The organism is Acetobacter sp. DsW_063 (assembly GCF_002153745.1).
In the GTDB taxonomy this organism is placed as follows: domain Bacteria; phylum Pseudomonadota; class Alphaproteobacteria; order Acetobacterales; family Acetobacteraceae; genus Acetobacter.
The window spans coordinates 1-20,843 of record NZ_JOPL01000056.1; the positions used below are offsets into that span (position 1 = coordinate 1).

19 protein-coding genes are annotated in these 20,843 nt (G+C 59.4%); 14 read left to right on the forward strand and 5 right to left on the reverse strand.

Features of this window, described 5'->3' with window-relative positions:
• Positions 1-503: 503 nt before the first annotated feature.
• A complete protein-coding gene (locus tag HK28_RS09180; protein WP_086644293.1) occupies positions 504-1,520 on the reverse strand; it encodes a 1-aminocyclopropane-1-carboxylate deaminase in 1,017 nt (338 codons plus the stop codon).
• 157 nt (positions 1,521-1,677) lie between these two features.
• Between HK28_RS09180 and HK28_RS09185 the strand changes: the two genes are divergently transcribed.
• Entirely contained in the window at positions 1,678-2,142 is a 465-nt protein-coding gene (locus tag HK28_RS09185; RefSeq protein ID WP_086644294.1) for an Lrp/AsnC family transcriptional regulator, read from the forward strand.
• 72 nt (positions 2,143-2,214) lie between these two features.
• Here HK28_RS09185 and HK28_RS09190 read toward each other — a convergent pair whose 3' ends face one another.
• The gene (locus tag HK28_RS09190) at positions 2,215-3,432 is read right to left on the reverse strand and encodes an MFS transporter (protein ID WP_158093435.1); all 1,218 of its coding nucleotides are present in this window, start codon (positions 3,430-3,432) and stop codon (positions 2,215-2,217) included.
• A 165-nt stretch (positions 3,433-3,597) separates the two neighbouring features.
• On the opposite strand from HK28_RS09190, the gene HK28_RS09195 reads away from it, so the two are divergent.
• The 9 genes from HK28_RS09195 (at position 3,598) to HK28_RS09235 (ending at position 13,367) form a co-directional block, all read left to right on the forward strand.
• Positions 3,598-4,686, forward strand: coding sequence for an AI-2E family transporter (locus HK28_RS09195; protein WP_086644296.1), 1,089 nt, complete (start codon positions 3,598-3,600; stop codon positions 4,684-4,686).
• Positions 4,687-5,172: a hypothetical protein gene (locus tag HK28_RS09200; RefSeq protein ID WP_086644297.1), complete on the forward strand. Its 486-nt coding sequence runs from the start codon at positions 4,687-4,689 to the stop codon at positions 5,170-5,172.
• Between the two features lie 323 nt (positions 5,173-5,495).
• Complete coding sequence (locus HK28_RS09205) at positions 5,496-6,701, forward strand: glycosyltransferase family 1 protein (protein WP_086644298.1); 1,206 nt, start codon at positions 5,496-5,498, stop codon at positions 6,699-6,701.
• A 109-nt stretch (positions 6,702-6,810) separates the two neighbouring features.
• The gene (def, locus tag HK28_RS09210; RefSeq protein ID WP_086644299.1) at positions 6,811-7,362 is read left to right on the forward strand and encodes a peptide deformylase; all 552 of its coding nucleotides are present in this window, start codon (positions 6,811-6,813) and stop codon (positions 7,360-7,362) included.
• Between the two features lie 87 nt (positions 7,363-7,449).
• Positions 7,450-8,382 (forward strand): methionyl-tRNA formyltransferase, encoded by a 933-nt coding sequence (fmt, locus tag HK28_RS09215; RefSeq protein WP_086644300.1) that lies wholly within the window; start codon positions 7,450-7,452, stop codon positions 8,380-8,382.
• 38 nt (positions 8,383-8,420) lie between these two features.
• Positions 8,421-9,227 (forward strand): tRNA pseudouridine(38-40) synthase TruA, encoded by an 807-nt coding sequence (gene truA, locus HK28_RS09220; RefSeq protein ID WP_198945853.1) that lies wholly within the window; start codon positions 8,421-8,423, stop codon positions 9,225-9,227.
• A gap of 407 nt (positions 9,228-9,634) precedes the next feature.
• Positions 9,635-12,229, forward strand: a complete 2,595-nt coding sequence (locus HK28_RS09225; RefSeq protein ID WP_086644302.1) for an MMPL family transporter — start codon at positions 9,635-9,637, stop codon at positions 12,227-12,229.
• Between the two features lie 109 nt (positions 12,230-12,338).
• Positions 12,339-13,010, forward strand: a complete 672-nt coding sequence (locus tag HK28_RS09230) for a flavin reductase family protein (protein WP_086644303.1) — start codon at positions 12,339-12,341, stop codon at positions 13,008-13,010.
• 75 nt (positions 13,011-13,085) lie between these two features.
• Positions 13,086-13,367, forward strand: a complete 282-nt coding sequence (locus tag HK28_RS09235) for a SelT/SelW/SelH family protein (protein ID WP_086644304.1) — start codon at positions 13,086-13,088, stop codon at positions 13,365-13,367.
• On the opposite strand, the gene HK28_RS09240 is transcribed toward HK28_RS09235, so the two are convergent.
• Both HK28_RS09240 and HK28_RS09245 read right to left on the reverse strand, forming a co-directional pair.
• Positions 13,347-14,516 (reverse strand): MFS transporter, encoded by a 1,170-nt coding sequence (locus HK28_RS09240; RefSeq protein WP_086644305.1) that lies wholly within the window; start codon positions 14,514-14,516, stop codon positions 13,347-13,349. The two genes, HK28_RS09235 and HK28_RS09240, sit on opposite strands and share 21 nt — an antisense overlap.
• A gap of 619 nt (positions 14,517-15,135) precedes the next feature.
• The gene (locus HK28_RS09245) at positions 15,136-16,758 is read right to left on the reverse strand and encodes an ABC-F family ATP-binding cassette domain-containing protein (RefSeq protein ID WP_086644306.1); all 1,623 of its coding nucleotides are present in this window, start codon (positions 16,756-16,758) and stop codon (positions 15,136-15,138) included.
• A gap of 1,044 nt (positions 16,759-17,802) precedes the next feature.
• Between HK28_RS09245 and HK28_RS09250 the strand changes: the two genes are divergently transcribed.
• From HK28_RS09250 to HK28_RS09265, 4 genes are all read left to right on the forward strand, one after another.
• Entirely contained in the window at positions 17,803-18,012 is a 210-nt protein-coding gene (locus HK28_RS09250) for a DUF4926 domain-containing protein (RefSeq protein ID WP_086644307.1), read from the forward strand.
• Positions 18,013-18,357, forward strand: a complete 345-nt coding sequence (locus HK28_RS14505) for a DUF6883 domain-containing protein (RefSeq protein ID WP_086644308.1) — start codon at positions 18,013-18,015, stop codon at positions 18,355-18,357.
• A gap of 376 nt (positions 18,358-18,733) precedes the next feature.
• Positions 18,734-19,354, forward strand: coding sequence for a hypothetical protein (locus HK28_RS09260; RefSeq protein ID WP_143217382.1), 621 nt, complete (start codon positions 18,734-18,736; stop codon positions 19,352-19,354).
• Positions 19,341-20,537: an ImmA/IrrE family metallo-endopeptidase gene (locus tag HK28_RS09265; protein ID WP_158093436.1), complete on the forward strand. Its 1,197-nt coding sequence runs from the start codon at positions 19,341-19,343 to the stop codon at positions 20,535-20,537. Before HK28_RS09260 ends, HK28_RS09265 begins: the two co-directional genes overlap by 14 nt.
• 31 nt (positions 20,538-20,568) lie before the next feature.
• Here HK28_RS09265 and HK28_RS09270 read toward each other — a convergent pair.
• Positions 20,569-20,843, reverse strand: a 275-nt coding sequence (locus HK28_RS09270; protein WP_369823637.1) for a hypothetical protein, incomplete at its 5' end; no start/stop codon positions are given.

Genomic DNA, 20,843 nt, shown 5'->3' on the forward strand with positions numbered 1-20,843 from the left:
CCACGCGTGGCATTCCGTGCGCCAGAGGAAAAAACGGCTCAATCCGCTCCATCTGGCTCTCAGACAGCAAAAACACCTCACTCACGGGCCCACCCTCCATCGGTAAGCCTGTGAATCACAACCACTCGCTCAGTTCAATAAATTGATAGGTCCTGAGCCTAACTATGTTCCGGTCTCCGTAGGATATGGAGCCCGGCGCAGGCCGGACCCTGCCGCATGACGGCAGGCCGCCGATGAATGGCCAGATTTGTTGGAAAAACTGTCTCCGCGAAACGTAATTATCCTGGGACTAAGCTTGTGGGATAATATGCGTTGCCCAAAAAACGCGGCCGGCGCGATAGGAAAATTCCCGCAACGATCCCCGGCCGTTCGCGAATATGTGACGGAGTCCGGCAACGTGGTCCGGTGCTGGCGCCATTGGCATCCTTCCGCAGGGGCCTCTGCCGTCTCACTCCGAGACGTTATTGCAGAAGCCGAGCATGCGGCGCGAAGCGTTACTTTATTCAGCCGTTACGGAACGTGTAGCTATACCCGTTGATCGCAGGCGCGCCGCCCAGATGGGCGTAAAGCACCTTCGCGCCTTTCGGGAAGAAGCCGGTCTTCACGAGGTCGATCATCCCCTGCATCGACTTTCCTTCATAAACCGGATCCGTGATCATCGCTTCGGTCTGCGCCGCAAGGCGCATGGCCTCAACCGTTTCCTTCGACGGCACGCCATACGCCGGATATGCGTAATCCTCCATCAGGATCACGTCGTCACCGGCGATCTCCGGCCCGTCGACCAGTGCGGACGTCTTCTGCGCGATGTCGAGAACCTGAGCCTTCACCGGTCTTGGCGTGAAAGACGCGTCGATGCCGATCACCTGGCGCGCACGGCCGTCATCGGCGAAACCAACCAGCATCCCTGCGTGGGTTGAGCCGGTCACGGTGCAGACGACGATGAAGTCGAACTTGAAGCCCAGTTCAGCCTCCTGCGCCCGGACTTCCTCAGCGAACCCGACATAGCCGAGGCCACCGAATTTGTGGACGGAAGCCCCCGCCGGAATGGCGTAAGGCTTGCCGCCCTTCGCTTTCACCTCATCCAGAGCCTGCAACCAGCTGTCGCGGATGCCGACGTCGAAACCTTCATCGACCAGTTGCGAATTGGCGCCCATCAGGCGCGTCATCAGGATATTGCCGACGCGGTCGTAAACCGCATCGTCATGCGGCACCCAGCTTTCCTGAATCACATGGCACTTCATGCCGATTTTGGCGGCGACCGCCGCGACGAGGCGCGTGTGGTTCGACTGCACGCCGCCGATGGAAACCAGTGTATCGGCGCCTGAAGCGATTGCGTCAGGCACGATATATTCCAGCTTGCGGAGCTTGTTTCCGCCCATGGCGAGGCCCGAGTTGCAATCTTCACGCTTGGCGTAGATCTGCACGCCGCCGCCGAGGCGCTCGGTCAGACGCGGCAGGAACTCGATGGGCGTCGGACCGAAGGTGAGCGGATACCGCTCGAAGCGGGACAGGTTGAGCATTTCGAAGCCTCGTGTTTGCTTGAACCCACAAATTTATGACAGAAACGAGGTGAAATGTGCTTTCAAAATATCATAAAATTTTTTACAAAAGACTCGTAAAATAATATCTTATGCCAAAAGATGATAAATTAATTCGCAAAAAGTGGGACAATCTTTCATGCCAGAAGAACTTGATCGAACCGATCGCCGTATCCTGCGTCTGCTTCAAAAGGATGGTCGCATGGCGAACGCCGATCTTGCCCGCAAAGTTAATATAAGCGCCGCCACCTGCCACCGGAGGACGCAGCGCCTGTTTGAAGCCAACTGCATTCGCGCCGTGCGGGCGCAGGTCGCGCCTGACGCGGTCGATCTCTCGACGCTCGCAATTGTAGGTGTGGTCCTAGATCGCTCCACATCGGACAGTTTCGCCGCATTTGAACAGGCGGTCCGCGAAACTCCGGAGATTCTGGACGCCCACCTGGTCGCCGGAGATTTCGACTATTTTCTGAAAATTCGCGTACGAGACATGGAGCATTTCAACCGACTACACGCCACGCGCCTTATTGTGCTGCCGGGCGTGCGTCAAACGCGAACGTTCTTCGTCATGAAGGAGGTCGTCGATAACAGGCCGCTCGATATTTAAAGGTCCGTCAGCAATTACGACGGGACATCGACGCGACAAGAACGACTACCGCGCCAGAGTGTCATCCGAGAATCAGTGAAACCGTACGCTGGAATCTGTGCTGCGTTCCAGCCGTGGCTCGCCTCTCACCGAAAGCAGGAACAGCAACAGCCCCATAACTGCGATACCGCCTCCGGCCCAACCTGTCGCAGCGTATCCGAAGCCGGACGCGAGAACGAACGCCCCCACCCACGCCCCTAACGCATTGGCGAGGTTGAACGCCGCATGGTTCATGGAAGCCGCCATGGTCTGCGCATCACCGGCGACTGCCATCAAACGCATCTGCATCGCTGGCCCCAACGCGATCGTGCCGCCAAGCAGGAAGATAATGATCGTAACGGACCAGAGATGCGGCAATGCGAACGCAAAAAGCGACAGGGTGACGACGTTCCAGATGAACGCGCCGATCGTGGCCCCGAGCGGATTCCGGTCGATGGCGCTGGCCCCGACATAGGCCCCCACGACCATGCCCACGCCCCAAAGCGCCTGGAACAGGGGGATGCTCCACAGCGGCACGTGCGTAACATGCAGCAGCGCGGCGGAGACATAAGTGTAGACGCAGAACATCCCGCCGGTACCGAGCATCACCACGCCCAGCACGTACCATATCTGCTTACGGCCGAACGCCCGCAGTTCGCCAAGCAGAGAATGCCCCGGTCGGGGGTCGTCACGCGGAATGAAGCGCCAGATCATGAACGCCGCGATCAGGGCGATCGCTCCCACCAAAAGGTAGGCGACTCTCCAGCTCAGATACTCGCCCATCAAACTCGCCAGAGGCGCGCCAACCACGTTGGCGACAGTCAGCCCCGCGAACACATGCCCAACCGCCTTTCCGCGCCGACCCTCCGCCACCAGACTGGCGGCGGTCAACGCGCTGCCTCCGAACAATGTGCCGTGCGGCAAACCAGCCAGAAAACGCCAGAATTCGAGGGCACCAACGCTATGCGCCAGCGTCCCCAGAATGTTGGTCACGGCGAACCACAGGGTGAGCAGGATCAGAGCCTGTTTGCGCGACATGCGCGCAGACGCCAGCGAAATAATCGGCGCACCGACAACCACGCCCATGGCGTACGCGCTGACGATGTTTCCGCATTGCGGAATCGAGGCGTCCATCGAGCGCGCGACGTCGGGCAGCAGCCCCATCATCGCGAACTCGCCGGTGCCTATGCCAAAGGTCCCCACAGCTAGGGAGAGAATCGGCAAGGCGTGACCCGTCGTCGTCTTGACCTGCTTCGCGGCGGAAGCCGTCATCCCTCTCTCCATCCTGTTTGCAAAAAGCGCCTGTACCGCTACCAACTAAAACCGTGGCGTTGCGCATACGTTCCGATAACCGCCCGACTCCACCGTCGTCGACGCTGCGGGCGCCTGTAAAATCGACGATGCATCGCCTCACCTATCGGGACACCCCATATCCTCATGACCCCATCTTCGTCCAACAACGCTTCAACGCCGCACGGCGAGTCCGGAAGCGAAGCCGCCGTCAGCATAAGCAGAATGCTGCGCCTCACCCTGATCGCAGCTGCGGTCATGCTTGCAATCTGGCTCATCGGCGACGTTCTGATGGTCGTATTCGCCTCGGCCCTCTTCGCCGTGGTGCTGCACGGGCTCGCACGGGTGCTGGCGCGTCACACGAAGCTTCCTCATGGCGCAGCGCTGGCGCTCGTCACCCTCGGGCTGCTGCTCATTCTGGTCACGGTAGGCTGGACCAGCGGCTCCGATATCGCAGCCCAGTTCTCGAAACTGCGAGACGCTCTGGTCACGCAGGCGTCCGCCTTGCGCGGCCAACTGGAAGCCTGGCCACAGGGACGACTGTTGATCCAGTATCTGCCTCAGTCGATGGGCGGATCTCAGGGCGGTAGCTTCGAATCGCTCAGCACCCGCATCGCCGGCTCGATGACCGGTTTTCTTGGGTCTGCGTTCGGCGCGCTTGGCACGATCGCCGTCGTCGTGATCGCCGGTCTTTATTTCGCCGCCGATCCATCACTCTACGCCAACGGAATTCTGCGCCTCGTCCCTCTTCAATGGCGCCACAAGGGCCGTGAAGTGATGATCGCCGCAGCCGACACGCTGTGGGCGTGGGTCGCGGGTCAGGCGCTCGACATGGCGGTGGTGGGGCTGTTGTCCGGCTTTGGGCTGTGGCTGATCGGCGTGCCCCTCGCCTTCGGATTGGGCTGCTTGGCAGCGCTCTGCAATTTCATCCCGTATATTGGGGCGATCATGGGCGCCGTGCCCGCCCTCCTCCTCGCACTCTCGCTTGGTCTGCGTGAGACAGCGATGGTCGCCGCTCTTTACGCGGTCGTACAATTCTTTGAGGGTAACGTCATGGCGCCCCTGATTCAGCGCCATGCCGTGAAGATGCCGCCAGCCGTGACGGTGCTCTCACAGACATTGTTTGGCGGGATCTTCGGTTTTCCCGGCCTGATGCTCGCCTCTCCATTAACGGCTGCCCTGCTTGCGGTTGGCGACCGGCTGACGCCCAAACTGGACGAGAAGGAACGTATATGAATGCGCCTACCGCGACCGACGCATAAATTTACTGCGGCTATCCTTTTGACGCTTGGCGGCGCGTCTCTCGCTGGCTGTCAGATGACGCCGGAGCAGATCGATTACGCGTGCATGCAGCAAAAGCCCGACGACCTGCTGCTTCGCGAACCGACTCTGGAGCACTTCATCCAAGGCTGCGGTCTCGATTACTACACCGACGTCACCGGCAGAATTAAGCTGCACTACACACCGCCACGCGGAGACGGCACCCTGCCGGTCGTCGCCGCCTCATCCTTCGCGGTCAGCGAGCCCGGCGGCTCGCACGGGCGCGTGTGGTATTTCTGCATGCCCGTACCGATTTCGGTGGCCGACAGCCAGCCTTCGGCCTCCCCCACGGCGACGCGCACGAATCAGGCCGTCTGCCGCTACGCAGGAAGCGGAGAGAAAAGGCTCAATCTCATCTACGATCAGGACGACGCCACCAAATACGATCCCATCAAGTGGTGAGACGCTCGCAATAGGCTCCCCCCGGCGCCCGAGGCGAATATATTTGACAAACATTGTCTGATATATTCCTCATTGAGTCATTAATGATACGATGAGTCAGGCGACGTCGGGAGGCGCGGGCCTGAAGGGTTCCTAAACGGCAGTGGGCTACCCCACCCGTTTGGCGCCATGCAGACACGAACCTTTCCCGCCTTGGCGCCAAGGTTATGAGCTGACACATGGATCTGTGTTGGAGCGATGGCAGGCGTCGGGAGCGATTTCGCCGGGCCTGATCGTCGGTTCCCGGCGCCGGTCCGAGTAGTTTCCGGGCGGGGTTTATCTGCATGACACTACCGCAGCCCCAACGCGCTTTCACAGAAAATTCGATAATCAGCCTGAACAACCAACCAGTTTCCAGCACATCTCGTGCAATCCGCCCCTGGAGAAACCTCTCCGTCAACGGCAAGTTCCTGTCGGGATACCTGACAGGCGTTCACAGGGTTGGGCTCGAACTCAGCCGCGAACTGGGCGAACGCGCTGATGAGATCGCAGAAGTCGTCGGCGGTGGACCGCTTTTCCGCACGCCGGGACGTGGTTACCCGGCGTCGATAAACAGCTCCATTCCCACCTCAGGCATGTCGGCGCGCGGCGTCTCGGGGCAAGTGTGGGAACAGGTGACGCTACTTCGGCAAACTCGCACAGATCTGCTTCTCAACCTGTGCAATCTTGGTCCGGCGCTGCATCCCGCAATGATCACCATGATCCACGACGCGCAGACCTTCATAACGCCAGAATCATACACGACGGGGTTTGGGCGGTTCTATCGCGCTTTGCTCCCGGCTCTGGGAAGACGCAGCCTGCGCGTTCTCACGGTTTCGGATTTTTCAGCGCAGGAATTGGTCCGATGGGATGTGGCGCCGACAGAACGCATCCGGGTGATACCCAACGGCGTAGATCACGTTCTACGTGTAAGACCGGACCGAAATGTGCTGCGAAGGATCGGCTCGCGACCATTTGTGCTCGCTCTTGCCAGCGCGCAGCCACACAAGCGGATCGGCACGTTGATCCGTGCTTTTTCGGATCCCCGTCTGGCGCATCTCGACCTGGTTCTGTTCGGCCCCGCTTCTCCAACCGATTTTGCGCGTTCTGGCCACCCGATGCCGCCCAACGCGCGCTGCCTCTCATTCGTCTCCGACGAAGAAGTGCGCGCACTGATGGAAGCTGCGCTGTGCTTCGCACTTCCTTCCATAACCGAAGGGTTTGGCCTCCCTCCGCTGGAGGCCATGCTGATCGGGTGCCCCGCCATCGTCAGTCGTGCGGGCGCGCTTCCTGGCCTCTGTGGCGAGGACGTCCTCTATGCCTCGCCCGACGATCCCGGAGAATGGGTGGAAGCGATCCGGCGCCTTGCCGAAGACCCGGAGGTTCGCCAACACCGAGCGGCAGTCGGACGTCGGCGGGCTGCGCGATACACATGGCGACGCGCGGGTGACGCTCTCGTGTCCGTGTTGCGTGAAGTCAGTGACGAACGGCGCAGAGCGACGATTTCCTAAAACCAGACCCGCAACACACGAGATCAGCGTGCAGGGCGAATGTACAGATGCTTACGGCGGCCCTGTCGCCACTGGTCAATCGCGCTCAGGATCGCTACATCGCCTCCCTATGAATGAAGCCGATTTCTCCGGGGCCGCCGCAACGGCGCAGGCGACGCCCATCCTGATCGCGCCCCAAGCCGTGCTTCGCCAGAAAGGCCGGGTGGTGCGCCCGGAAGATATGGCGACGCTCCGCGAAGGTCTGCCGGGAATGTTCGCCGCAATGTATCAGGCGCCGGGCATCGGCCTGGCCGCGCCACAGATCGGGATCAGCATGCGCTATGCGATCGTCGATCTCGGCGAGGAAGACGCGCGCGAACCGATCGTGTTGATCAATCCCGAAATCATCTCCGAAAGCGAAGTCCTGCACTCCCGCGAGGAGGGCTGTCTTTCGCTGCCCAACCAGTATGCCGAAGTCGTGCGGCCTGAAGCAGTGCGCGTGCGGTACACATCGCTGGCGGGCGAACAAATTGAGCGCGACGTGGATGGCCTGCTCGCGACATGCATCCAGCATGAAATCGATCATCTCGATGGCGTGCTGTTTGTCGACCACCTGTCCGCTCTGCGTCGCAACATGATTCTGCGCCGCCTCGCCAAGGAACAGAAAGCCAAACGCGGCTGAACTGTCGGTGTCTGCGGATCGCGAGAACGCCAGACCGACACCGCCCGCCTCCAGCCCGACCAGCGCCCAGTCAGGAGACCTTGCACCATGCGCATAGCTTTTATGGGCACTCCCGACTTCGCCGTGCCCGCGCTCCATGCGCTGCATGACGCCGGACACGAAATCGCCGCCGTCTATACTCAGCCCCCTCGACCGGCCGGCCGAGGGCAGGCGCTCCGCGCGTCGCCGGTTCAACTGGCGGCTGAGGCGATGGGGCTTGAGGTTCGTAGCCCCCTCACTCTCAAGCGTGACGCCGAGGCAAAGCAAGCGTTTGCGGCGCTCGACCTCGACGTCGCCGTTGTGGCGGCTTACGGCCTGATTCTGCCTACCGACATGCTCTCGGCGCCGCGCCTCGGATGCCTCAATATCCACGCCAGCCTGCTTCCGCGCTGGCGCGGGGCTTCGCCGATCCAGAGCTCCATTCTCGCTGGAGACAGCGAAAGCGGCGTCACCATCATGCAAATGGAAGCGGGCCTCGACACCGGCCCCATGCTGCTCCGCGCCTCAACCCCGATCACTGACGACACGACAGCGACGACGTTGCATGACGCGCTCTCTGCTATGGGCGCGCGTCTGATCGTCCAAACTTTGCGCGAGATGCCAAGAAGCGCCATCATCCAGCCAGAAGACGGCGTCACTTACGCCGCTCGTCTGACGCGGGAGGACGGACGCATCGACTGGACGCGCACCGCCGCCGAAATCGACCGGCAGGTCCGGGCGCTGACTCCCTGGCCGGGCGCGTTCACGACTCTGGACAACGTTGTCCTGAAGATCGGCGAGGCGAAACCGGCTCCCTTCCCCGACGGCGTTGCGGCGGCGCAGCCGGGCGAGGCGCTCGACGACCGTCTGACGATCGCCTGCGGCGACGGGCAGGCGTTGCGCCTACTGTGCATCCAGCGGCCAGGGCGCGGCATGATGGACGCCGAGGCCTTTCTGCGCGGACAGCCGCTTCCAGCGGGCGCACGCCTCGGGGCAAATTGATGACGGCGTACACAGACGCCGTTGAAACGTCGCCCGACATTCAGCGCTGGGCGGTGCTACTGGAGTATGACGGCGGCGCGTTCGTCGGCTGGCAACGGCAGGCGAACGGCGTCTCGATTCAGTCGCTTCTCGAAGACGCAGCTTCCCACCTGAGCGGCGGTCGTGGCGTCGCCAGCGTGACTGCCGGACGTACGGACGCAGGCGTTCACGCCAGTGGACAGGTGGCGCATCTTGATTTCCCTGCCGAACTACGGTTGACCGCGCGCGCCGTGCGAGATGGGCTGTCGTTTCACCTGAAGCCGCATCCGGTCGCCGTGCTGGACGCAGCCCCGGTCTCGCTCGACTGGAACGCACGCTTCTCCGCCCTGAACCGCCGCTATCGCTACCGCATCCTCAACCGATCAACGCGCCCGGCCCTCGACGCCGGGCAGGTGTGGCACGTCAAGTTCCCGCTGGACGCTGACGCCATGCGCCGGGCAGCGCAGACGCTGCTTGGGCGGCACGACTTCAGCACGTTCCGAGCGTCGAGTTGCCAGGCGAAAAGCCCGTTAAGAACGCTTGATCGTCTGGACGTGCGCCGCGATGGCGAGATGATTTTGTTCGAGGTCGAGGCGCGATCCTTCCTGCATCATCAGGTTCGCAATCTCGTTGGGACGCTTCAGATGGTCGGCTGTGGACGCTGGCCTGAGGAACGGGTGCGGCAAGCGCTCGACGCCCGCGACCGGAGCAAAGGTGGTCCGACTGCGCCACCCGACGGCCTCGCCCTGACCGGCGTGGGATACGATCCGGATCCGTTCGCCACTGCTGGCGCGAATATCCGCAGCAAGACGTTCGACATCTCGTGATGTAAGGACTGTCAGGTTCTGCGCAGCCCACCGTCCAGCACGGACGCCTCTGACCTCCCACGCCTGCAAGCAGCCATTTTAGACGCGCGACTGGCCTCCGCCTTCGAAATCCCTGCCGCCCGGTCGCCACAGTTACAAAGAGGCGCGAGGATCGCGGCCGAGCATGATCGAGATCCTGCTTTACGCAGACGTCAGATCGGGAGGCGTCCGGAATCTCTGCAATCAGCACACAACGGCGTCAGGCCATGTGCGCACGCCTTCGCGCGCTTGCGCCGCAAGACGCATTGCGCCAAAGGAAATGACACTCAATTCGCACCGGGGCGGTCTTTTCGCCCCTCATCCAGCGGCCAACCTCCCCGTCCTGACGGAGACCGGCCAGCCAATGGCAGGGGCTCGAACGCACCGCAATGATCTCGTCAATTCTGGGCAGCTTCATCGTCACATGCGCCCGGCGCGCATGGATCGTCCTTCTGGTGTTCTTACTGCTCGGTTCCGGGGCCGTATGGGTCACCATGACCCATCTTGGCGTCACGACCGACACCAGCAAGATGCTCTCTGACAAGCTGGCGTGGAAGCAGCGATCGGACCGGCTGAGCAAGCTGTTTCCCCAGAAGGACGATCTGCTCGTCGCCGTGATCGAGGCGAAGCTGCCTGAAGAAGGACGCGCAGCCGCCCGCGAGCTCGCAGCGCGACTGTCTGCCGACCATACACACTTCAATTACGTGCGGTTGCCCGACGACAATCCCTACCTGAACCGCAACGGCTTGATGTTTCTCGACCCCAAGCCGCTGGAGAAGGTTCTGGACGACACCGTCGCCGCACAGCCGTTCCTTGGTGCGCTCGCCGCCGATCCTTCGTCGCGCGGCCTGTTCGATGCGCTCGGCCTGATCGCCGAAGGAGTCAAGCGCGGACAGGCCAATCTGAAAGGCTTTCAGTCAGCGCTCGACGGGTTCGCAGGCAATCTTGAAGCCGCCGCCGACGGTCGTCCGCAACTGCTGTCCTGGCAACAACTGCTCGCTGGCGGGCTGAGCGATCTTTCCGGCCGCTACCAGTTCGTCATTACACAGCCCAAGCTCGACTACGGCTCTCTCCAGCCGGGCGGAGAACCGTCCAAGGCCATGCGGGACGCCGCCAACGCTCTGGAGTTCGTCAAGTCGGGCGACGCGCATGTCTACATCACCGGCGAAGTGCAGATCGACGACGAGGAATTCGCGACCGTAGCGCAGGGGATGGTCGCTGGTCTGCTCGGCTCCCTCGCCCTCGTCACGCTCTGGTTGATGCTGGCCGTGCGTACGTGGCGCATCATTGCGCCCATCGTGATCACGCTTGTCATGGGTCTTCTTCTCACGACCGGCTTTGCGGCTATCGCCGTCGGCACGCTGAACCTGATCTCCGTCGCCTTCGCCATTCTCTTTGTCGGCATCGCGGTGGATTTCGCCATCCAGTTCTGCGTGCGCTTTCGAGGACAGCACCCGACAGCCCGTGGCGAAGCCGGAATCGAAGAGGCGCTGCTCTTCACCGGGCGGGAGACCGGGCACCAGATTCTCGTTGCGTCTCTGGCTACTGCCGCCGGGTTCCTAGCCTTCACGCCTACCGCTTTCGAGGGCGTGGCCCAGTTGGGGCTGATTGCAGGCGTCGGCATGATCGTCGCCTTCGTCTGCACAGTGGCTCTGCTGCCCGCGCTGCTGCGCATCTTCCAACCGCGCGTGGACCTGCCGCTTACGGGATATCAGCAGCTTCGTCCCCTTGATCAGGCCATCCGTCGTTGGCGCGGGCCAATTCTGGGACTGTTCGGCGCGCTCGCCGCGCTCGGCCTGTTTCTGGCCCCGCACCTGAGCTTTGACGGTGATCCTCTGCATACAAAAGACCCGCATTCCGAGGGTATGCGGACGTTGCATCTGCTGATGAGCAACCCGATGTCGTCGCCATACAGCGCGGAATATCTCGCCCCCAATCTCGATGCGGCGAAGACCATGGCGGAGAAATTCTCCACCCTGCCAGAGGTGCATGACGCGATGTGGCTCGGCTCCTACGTGCCCGACGATCAGGACACGAAGCTGGCCCTGATTGCGGACGCGGCACAGATTCTGTTGCCGACGATCGTCGTCCCCAACCCCAAGCCGACGCCAGACGCAGCAGCAATCCGCGCCTCCGCGCAGGCGACCGCAGCGTCCCTGAGCGAAGTAACGGGCAATCTCGACGCGAAAGATTCTTTGCGGCGCATCCAGACGGCTCTCGCGAAACTTGCGCAGGCGAACGACGATTTGCTGCTGCGGACCAACGCCGCCCTCGTCCGTTTTCTTCCTACGCAGTTACAGACGCTGCAGGACGTCCTTTCCGCAACTCCGGTGACGATCAAGGACGTGCCTGCGGAAATCACCAGAGATTACCTGTTGCCGGACGGGCGAGCGCTCGTGGAAGTGCACCCGAAGGGCGTGATGTCCAACACCGGCGCCCTGCACAAATTCGTCACCGCCGTACAGCAGGTCGAACCCGAAGCCGCCGGGTCCGCCATCGACATCGTCGAAAGCGCACGCACCATCGTTCACTCGTTCATCGTTGCGGCTGTCTCGGCGTTCGTGATGATTGCCGTCATCCTGTTCGGCGCGTTGCGCCGCGTGCTCGACACCGCACTGGTGCTGGCGGCGCTGGCGATGTCCGCGTTGATGACGCTGATCCTGATCGTATGTGTTCCGGAGACTCTGAACTTCGCCAACATCATCGCCCTGCCGCTGTTGCTGGGCGTTGGCGTGTCGTTCAACATTTACTTCGTGATGAACTGGCGGTCCGGCGTGAAGGCGCCGCTCTCCTCCCCCACTGCGCGCGCTGTCGTATTCTCCGCGTTCACGACGGCGACGGCGTTCGGTTCACTGGCCCTGTCGCACCACCCCGGAACCGCCAGCATGGGCCGCCTTCTGCTGCTTTCGCTTGCCTGCACACTGGCGGCGACGCTGTTTTTCATCCCGGCACTTTTGCCGAAACGCCCGATCGACGATCACTGAAGCCAGTCGATTCAAAAGCAAAGGGCCGCCCGACGCGCAGGCGCCGAGTTCAAACTGACACGCGACGGGAGCGGATTTCCCGCTCCCGCCTGCAAGGCGGAGGATCGATATGACCGAGAGCGACCGGTTCCACTCGTATGTCCCGGCCGAAGGACATGGCCTGAAACATGATCCGTTCAATGCGATCGTCGGGCCCCGCCCGATCGGCTGGATATCGACCCTCTCCCCCGACGGCGCTCCCAATCTCGCGCCCTACAGTTTCTTCAACGCCTTCAACTACACCCCGCCCATCATCGGTTTCTCCAGCACCGGATGGAAAGACACGGTGGCGAATATCGAGAAAACCGGCGAGTTCGTTTGGAACCTTGTCAGCCGCACTCTGGCCGAGCGCATGAATATCACGTCGGCCGTCGTTCCGCCTGACGTCTCGGAGTTCGCGCTCGGTCATATACGGTCAACGCCGTCGGACATCGTCCGCCCGGCGCGCGTGGCCGACAGTCCGGTCCAGTTCGAATGCCGCCTTACGCAAATGGTCCAGTTAAAGGACGCGGATGGGCGCGCGCTTGAGACGTGGATGACGTTCGGCGAGGTAGTGAAAGCGCATATCCGCGCAGATCTGGTCGTCAACGGCGTCTATGATACGGTCGCGGCACGACCGGTCCTACGCGCGGGCGGTCCTGCAGATTATTACGAAATCCGGACGGACTCGCTGTTTCAGATGCGACGCCCTCAGGGGGATGAGTTGACAAAGCTGCTGGACGGGCACGACGTCACAGATTGATAGCCTCAGGGTGATATTCATTCATCGACCGGGCCTTCGGGAACGAAAGGCCTGCTCGTTTCAAGGACACCCGGAATGACCGCCTCCTCCCCACGGATCGCGATCCGTTACTGCACGCAATGCAACTGGCTTCTCCGCTCCGGATGGATGGCGCAGGAGTTACTGTCGACTTTCGGACAATCTCTCGGCGAGGTGGCGTTGATCCCCGACACGGGAGGACGCTTCGAGATCACCGTCGATGACATGGTGATCTGGGAGCGCAAACGTGACGGCGGTTTTCCGGGACCAAAAGAACTGAAGCAGCGCGTGCGCGACGTGATCGCACCCGATCGGGATTTAGGCCACGTCGACCGCTGAGCGACTGCCGTCACGCGACCGCCCCATCCAGACTAACGCCAACCCAACCAAAGTCAGCGCCGCCCCGGCGTAAGAGACCGCCGGAAAGCCCAGCCCGGCCGATAGAACTGCGCCGCCAAGAGCCGCGCCGAGCGCGTTGCCCATATTGAACGCACCTATGTTGATCGAAGACGCCAACCCCGGAGCTTCGTGAGCCGCCTGCATCACGCGCATCTGCAACGGCGGGACCAGAGCGAATGTCGCAGCCCCCCACAGCAAGATCGCAATCGTTGCGCCAACATGCGTCAGCGCCGCCCAGGGCAGCGCCAGCATGATCACCCCCAGACCAACGAGAAACAGGGTGGTGCTGCGCGTCAAATCCCTGTCGGCCATTTTCCCGCCGATGGCGTTACCGATGCTGAAGCCCACGCCCACCAGCGCCAGCATCGCCGTGATGAACGTATCTCCTGCTCCCGTCACATGCGCCAGCACCGGGGCGATATAGGTGTAGAGCGTAAACATGGCTCCGGCGCCCATGACCGTGGTCGCCAACGCGCGCAGCACCTCCGGCCTGACAAGAACCCGGAGTTCTTGTCTGACGGCAGGCATTTTGCCCTCGCCGCCAGCCGGCAGCGCAAGTTGCGCCATCGCCATCGCCAACACGCCAAGACCGGCAGTGGCGCCGAACGCCATACGCCAGCCGATTGCCTCCCCGACCCAGGTCGCTGTCGGTACGCCGAAGATATTGGCGATCGTCAGTCCCATGAACATGCTGGCGATCGCGCTCGCTCGGCGCGCGGGGGCTACAAGGCTGGCGGCCTCAATCGAGCCGAGACCGAAGAATGCGCCATGTGCAAGACTCGTCACCACGCGGGCAATGAGAAGTGTGTCGTATCCTGGCGCTAAAGCGGACATGACGTTGCCGATGGTGAAAACACCCATCAACGCCACCAGAGACGCCTTACGCGGAAACCGGGCCAACAGCAGCGTCACCACGGGCGCGCCCGCCATCACGCCGAGCGCATAGGCCGTCACCAACATTCCCGCAGCAGGGACCGAGACATGAAGATCCGTCGACAACACGGGCAGAAGACCCATTGGCGAGAACTCTGTCGTGCCGATGCCGAACGCACCCACCGCCAGAGCCAGAAGGGCGAGGCGTGTATTCATGTCGTCGATGTCTCCTGAACGATGCGGTTCTGCGCAACCAGCGCATGGAACGACGCGCCTGCGTCGATCGTAACCAATGGCGGAGCAAACTGAAACCCCGGCGGAACTTTGGGTTCGCCTCAAAGTGAGCGGCAGTAGAGGTTTCAGTGCAAAACAATCAATCTTGCGCTATACAGTTCTATTCTATAAATATTCGTCTTTTTCAAAAAATAATTCCACCAAAAACGTTTCCGACCGCAAGATGACGCGGCCATTTATGGGGGAAATATAATTTATTTACAAAATACACAAAGAATATATTTTAAATAATATGAAAATATCTTCGAAAATATGCCATTCAGATCATATAAATTGACGAAATTACTTTTTTACAAGAAAAATTCTTGCACAATGCAATTTTTGGAAGTCTCGATAAAAATCTACCACATCCTAGAAGAAATTATATTTCTATAACGAGAAAAACACGTCCCGCGTGAGCTTATGATCACAGCAAACTCAGAGAATAAAAAATATTCGGGGCGCAAACGCCTTCACGTCACGAAACCAATACATACCATCCCTTTTCGAAAAGCTTACGTTACGGAGTGGCGTCCGCGGTGCCCCGAACCTGCGGGCCATTTCACTCATGAAGCCCCGGCGCCTCGCGTCCGGTTCTCGCCACATATTCCGTATAGCCGCCGTCATAGCGGTGAATACCATCGGGTGTCAGTTCCAGCACACGGTTCGAAAGGGCGGCGAGAAAATGTCGGTCATGCGACACGAACAGCATCGTGCCCTCGTAATCCGACAACGCTGAGATCAACATTTCCTTTGTAGCAATGTCGAGATGGTTCGTCGGCTCGTCGAGCACCAGAAAATTCGGCGGATCATAAAGCATCAGCGCCATCACCAGCCGCGCCTTTTCTCCGCCCGACAGAACGCGGCAACTCTTGTCCACGTCGTCGCCAGAAAATCCAAAGCCGCCGGCAAGCGCCCGCAACGATCCCTGCCCGGCCAGCGGAAACGCGTCGTTCAGAGTTTCGAACACCGTCCTGTCGCCGTCGAGAAGATCCATGGCGTGCTGCGCGAAGTATCCCATTTTCACGCTGCCGCCGAGCGTCACCGTACCGGCATCAGGTTCCGTCGTGCCCGTCACCAGCTTAAGCAACGTCGACTTACCCGCGCCGTTGACCCCCAGCACGCAGCACCGCTCTTGCCGCCGAATCAGCAGGTCCAGCCCCTGATAGATGATGCGATCACCGTATTTTTTGTCCACGCCGCGCATGTTTGCGACAGCGTCGCCAGAACGCGGCGCCTGCGGAAAGGTGAAAGACAGTGTCTGGCGCCGCTTCGGCGGCTCAACGCGGTCAATCTTGTCCAACTTCTTCACTCGGCTCTGCACCTGCGCCGCGTGGGACGCGCGCGCCTTGAACCGTTCGATAAATGCAACCTCCTTCGCCAGCATCGCCTGCTGGCGATCAAACTGCGCCTGCTGCTGTTTTTCATTCAGAGCGCGCTGCTGTTCATAAAATTCGTAATCGCCGGTGAAGCTGGTAAGGGCGCCTCCGTCGATTTCGATGACCTTGTTGATGATTCGGTTCATGAAGGCCCGGTCATGCGAGGTCATCAGCAGGGCGCCGTCGTACCCCGCCAGAAACTGCTCCAACCAGATCAGGCTTTCCAGATCGAGATGGTTGCTGGGCTCGTCAAGCAACATGACATCCGGTTTCATCAGCAGGATTCGTCCAAGCGCCACCCGCATTTTCCATCCGCCGGACAGCCGACCGACGTCGCCATCCATCATCGTCTGGCTGAACCCCAGACCGTGCAAAACCTCCCGCGCACGGCCGTCAAGAGCGTATCCGCCCAGTTCCTCGAATCGGGCCTGCACCTCCCCGAAGCGCTCAAGAATAGCGTCCAGTTCGTCGAGCCGCTCTGGATCCGCCATCGCGGCTTCCAGTTCCGCCAGTTCGGCGCCGATCTCGGCGACGGGCCCCGCCCCATTCATGACCTCGGCGACCGCGCTCCGGCCTGCCATTTCTCCAACGTCCTGGTTAAAAAACCCGATCGAGACGCCCCGATCAGCCAGAACCTGCCCCTCGTCGGGCTCTTCCTGCCCGGTGATCAACCGAAACAGCGTCGTCTTACCCGCACCATTCGGCCCAACCAGCCCTACTTTTTCGCCTCTCTGGAGCGCTGCTGTCGCTTCGATGAAGATGACGCGGTGGCCATTGTGCTTGCTGATATTGTCGAGACGGATCATTGGGCCTCAGGCGCATGGTACGATTAGAAACGGGAGCGCCCTTATTACCCACACCCGGTGCGCCGTAAACCACGGTGAACTCGGCGGACGGCATCACGCGTGAGATAGGGCGCCGCCCGCACATTAGCGGCAAAAATAACCGTTCGCCCTGCACTTCTTCTACGCTTATGCCTTTCTTTTACGATAGTTAAGGTGACGTTTTCTACGATCTGGATTGAGGACATGGGCATGTGAGCGCAACCGCCTGCCTGTTCGGTCTAGGCCGCGAAAATCAGGTCTGCCTCGCGACGCCAGTCCCTGTGTAGACAACCGTTATATGTCTCCTCGACTTGGTTTTTAATAATGTACGCCAAGGGCGCACCAATAACCTGCCTGCAGTCGGGTGCAGATCGTTTGCGACATTGGAAAACGTAGCGCGGTAGCCATGCGATGCCTTGCCGACAAAGACGGTGCATGGACGCATGGGATCACCACCGAGACCGTGATGGGCAATAATACTCAGGCAGTCGGATCGCCCACCCTACACGCTGCCAACCAAGCGGGTCGCCACCTTTCGCACAAATAGCAATCCTCGCTCCGCTCGGGTCAGTTTCAGACCGGCGGCCAGGGCACAGCGCAGAATACACGTCGCCCCGTCGTCCCGTCGCGAAGACACAAGAAAGAGAGATTTAGTCGTCAAGAAGGCCCACATCCCGTGAATTTTCCTTCACAGCGCGGTCGTTAAGAATAGGCAATTACAGAGCACATCCTGCAATAATTTCTATAAATTATTGTTTTAATAGAGGATTTCTTGACGCTCTGGCGGAGGGGATGTCTGTCACGTTTGTTTAATAACATATTGAAATTAAAAGAATTTGTGTGAAAGAGAATTTTGATATTCCCGGAATTCTACCCGGAATATAATCTGATTTTTTTCGTCCTAGCCCGCGATCGCGGCGTGGATGATAACGTGGTAGCCGCGCATTTCACTCAGGCGAGTGACAATACTCACTTTTGCCTGCCGCATGTGCTATACCTTCGGAACGCGGATGCAAGGGGGATTCGATGCTCACGACCAAATCATACCCTGAATTGTCGGCCGTTAAGACGCTTAAACCCATCGACGTAGACGGCCAGATACTTCCCGGCGGATCGCGAGGGACCATCGTATTGGTTTATGGCGACGGGGATGCTTACGAAGTTGAATTTACCCGCCCGATTCCTGCCATCATCACGCTTGAACCCCAAGACATTACGGGGATTGGGTCTTTTTGAATGGCTGATCTAGTTCCGGGTCGGGCCGTCGCGTCCATAGACATTAAGAAAGTCACCCACTACCTGCTCAACACTGGACACCCGGACGGTGCCGGAAAGGCTAAGTTTTTTATTGACCGGGGGTTCTCTCCGACACTTCCGCAGGAAATGGTCGAATCTCTTTTGGGGCACGTAAGGCAGAGGACGATTCTCAGTCAGAGGGAATCTGCCCACGGGACGCAGTATGTCGTGTCGTGCAATATTGAGACGCCCGATGGGTCCAATCCATGTGTGCGAAGCGTTTGGATCGTAAGGAATAACGAGACCATTCCTCGCTTGGTGTCGGCTATTCCTGGCATCAAATAAGCTCAAATTTTTTGTGCCTTTCTCCACATGCTCTAAGGCACGAGCAGGAAGCACCATGCTCTGGACGGCTCCATACGCCGGGCGAAGGTCCTGCAATGTCTAGCCGACTTTGCGGAGACGGTAATGACGATCATGTTGTCACGATGCTTATCCCGACACATGGGCGCCTGCGGCTGATGCGCGAGGCCCGCCCCAGCCCTATTTCTCATGCCGAACCAGAGGCCAGACGATAGGGAATTGCCCCTCAGCGAAGCATAAAAAATTAGTTGACAAAACACGATCAATTTCGGGTATGGTTGCGTCAGATAACGCGCAACCTTTCGGGATATCAATGCACCCACCAATCGCTGAGCAATTCCTGCTGAACCAAGTCCCTATGCGGTACCGCGCCCTCTTTCCCTCGCTGGTCAGGGACGCACGGGCGGCGGCGGCGATGATCGCGAGGAATGAGCCCATCTTTCAGACGGAAAGCGCAAAAGCGAACCACGGGAGACTGGTGTCTTGGGCGGTGGATCTTGGAATCGAGACACTGATAAAGTCCGGGCGGTGGCCAGTCGATTACCGTTGGAAGCCTTTTGCTAAGCCCACTGGGAAGTATTTGGAAGTGAGGTTATCTCACTCCGTAATGAGCGTAAGTCAGGTAACTGACCCAACAATCCAGCCGCGCGACGTTGTCTTTCGGCAGAACGCTAGATTAAACAACCAGCCCACATTCGGGTTCGCTGAGTTTGATGACACTCGATCGACAATAGGGCTGCCCTCGTTCCTCCTCATTCACGGTAGGATTGTTCGCGGCGAAGAAGATCATGAATTCGTTCATATTGGTGTTCCGAACCATATCCACAGCCGAAATTATATCTATAAGACCCCCAACCTGATGCAGATGGTCCACGACATAAGTTCGGACCTTCCGCCCGTTGAAGATACCGAGACAGAAGCCGTCTTGAGCTTGAAGGATGACATTGAAAAGTGGCGACGCGATAATGGCTACGAATGACGACAACATCCTGAGCTTCCCAAACGCCGCCCGTAGGGATGCCTCCGGGCGGCGTTTGATTCCTGAGCGGTTAAAGGAGGCTCGTTACGCCAAGAGCCTCAATCAAGCAGAACTCGGTGAACGTATTGGAAAAACCAGACAAGCGGTTTCGGCATTTGAGTTGGGTGAGAGGACACCTGAGGGCACGACGTTAGCTCAGATCGCCGACCTTCTCGAACAGCCTGTAAGCTATTTCACAACCCCAGATCGATCGGGGTTCGGGCCATTCGGCCCTCGCTTTTTCCGCGCATCTGGCGCGGAAACCAAGCGACGCAATCTCATGTGCGATGCTTACGCCAATTGGGAAGTCCAGATTGCCCACTATCTTGGCGACTCGGTGAACTACCCTTCGGTCAATTTTCCTTCGGTATCTCCATCTGATTTCAAGGGAGCATATGAAGAAGAAGAAATCGAAGATGCAGCCGAGAAATGTCGAAGTGTCTGGGGGTTAGGGTACGGACCGATCTCCAATATTTTATCTTTGGCTGAGAGCAAAGGCATTATCGTATCTCGCCTTCGAATGGAGGGTGAGCGCATCGAGGCGTTTTCGTTCTGGAATGGAGCAAGGCCTTTTATTTTTCTGGCCTCGGAAAAGTTTTCCGCCTCTCGGGCTCGTTTTGATGTAGCTCACGAAATTGGCCATCTCGTTCTTCACCGAGGTGTAGGCCAAGAGGACATCGAAGATCCAAAAACTCTAAAGCGTATAGAGGCCGAAGCTAACCGCTTCGCTGGGGCGCTGTTGCTACCGCGTCGATCATTTCCCAATGAGGTTTTTACGACGCGCCTCGACGCCTTCGTGGAACTTAAGAAGCGATGGAAAGTAGCAATTCAGGCTATGGTCTTCCGTTGCAAAGATTTGGGAATTTTCGACGAGTACCAAGTTACCAACCTTTACAAGCAGATATCAGCCCGGAAGTGGAGAACCAAGGAGCCTTTAGATGATCTTGAAATGATGCCACTTGAGCAACCAAAACTATTGAAAAACGCCGTTGACTTAATTTTGTCTTCAGGACGAAAGAATGCGAGCGACCTGCGAAATGAATTGGCCCTGTCACCAAAGATCATTGAGGCTCTATGCAACCTTGAGGACGGCGCTATTGCTCCGGCTGAAACAGACCCGCCGCTGCATCTCATTTTGAAGTAGTTGAATCATGGCGGCATTAGCCGCCATGCCCTTACCCTGCCTGCACCGCTGCATTCCCCTCATCGAGCTGCTTGCGCGCGAACGCCCACTCCGCATCGGTAGGGGCTCTGCCCTCTTTCAACGGCTTGAGCAGAGCGACGACGTCCTCGACGACGACGGGCGTGATCTGCACGAGCCCTTCAATGGCGGCCACGGCGATCGAGGTGTATTCCTGATCCATGTTAATTTTTCCCTGTTCCAATGAGGCCGGGAAAACGAAACCTTTGCGAGCCGCTTTCCCGGTAAACGAAAGGCCTTGAGCCCGTT

Bases quoted from the DNA above. Each gene is read 5' to 3' on its own strand.
- HK28_RS09180 (WP_086644293.1), bottom strand. From the start codon at position 1,520: ATGCTCAACCTGTCCCGCTTCGAGCGGTATCCGCTCACCTTCGGTCCG.
- HK28_RS09185 (WP_086644294.1), top strand. From the start codon at position 1,678: ATGCCAGAAGAACTTGATCGAACCGATCGCCGTATCCTGCGTCTGCTT.
- HK28_RS09190 (WP_158093435.1), bottom strand. From the start codon at position 3,432: ATGACGGCTTCCGCCGCGAAGCAGGTCAAGACGACGACGGGTCACGCC.
- HK28_RS09195 (WP_086644296.1), top strand. From the start codon at position 3,598: ATGACCCCATCTTCGTCCAACAACGCTTCAACGCCGCACGGCGAGTCC.
- HK28_RS09200 (WP_086644297.1), top strand. From the start codon at position 4,687: ATGCGCCTACCGCGACCGACGCATAAATTTACTGCGGCTATCCTTTTG.
- HK28_RS09205 (WP_086644298.1), top strand. From the start codon at position 5,496: ATGACACTACCGCAGCCCCAACGCGCTTTCACAGAAAATTCGATAATC.
- def (WP_086644299.1), top strand. From the start codon at position 6,811: ATGAATGAAGCCGATTTCTCCGGGGCCGCCGCAACGGCGCAGGCGACG.
- fmt (WP_086644300.1), top strand. From the start codon at position 7,450: ATGCGCATAGCTTTTATGGGCACTCCCGACTTCGCCGTGCCCGCGCTC.
- HK28_RS09225 (WP_086644302.1), top strand. From the start codon at position 9,635: ATGATCTCGTCAATTCTGGGCAGCTTCATCGTCACATGCGCCCGGCGC.
- HK28_RS09230 (WP_086644303.1), top strand. From the start codon at position 12,339: ATGACCGAGAGCGACCGGTTCCACTCGTATGTCCCGGCCGAAGGACAT.
- HK28_RS09235 (WP_086644304.1), top strand. From the start codon at position 13,086: ATGACCGCCTCCTCCCCACGGATCGCGATCCGTTACTGCACGCAATGC.
- HK28_RS09240 (WP_086644305.1), bottom strand. From the start codon at position 14,516: ATGAATACACGCCTCGCCCTTCTGGCTCTGGCGGTGGGTGCGTTCGGC.
- HK28_RS09245 (WP_086644306.1), bottom strand. From the start codon at position 16,758: ATGATCCGTCTCGACAATATCAGCAAGCACAATGGCCACCGCGTCATC.
- HK28_RS09250 (WP_086644307.1), top strand. From the start codon at position 17,803: ATGCTCACGACCAAATCATACCCTGAATTGTCGGCCGTTAAGACGCTT.
- HK28_RS14505 (WP_086644308.1), top strand. From the start codon at position 18,013: ATGGCTGATCTAGTTCCGGGTCGGGCCGTCGCGTCCATAGACATTAAG.
- HK28_RS09260 (WP_143217382.1), top strand. From the start codon at position 18,734: ATGCGGTACCGCGCCCTCTTTCCCTCGCTGGTCAGGGACGCACGGGCG.
- HK28_RS09265 (WP_158093436.1), top strand. From the start codon at position 19,341: ATGGCTACGAATGACGACAACATCCTGAGCTTCCCAAACGCCGCCCGT.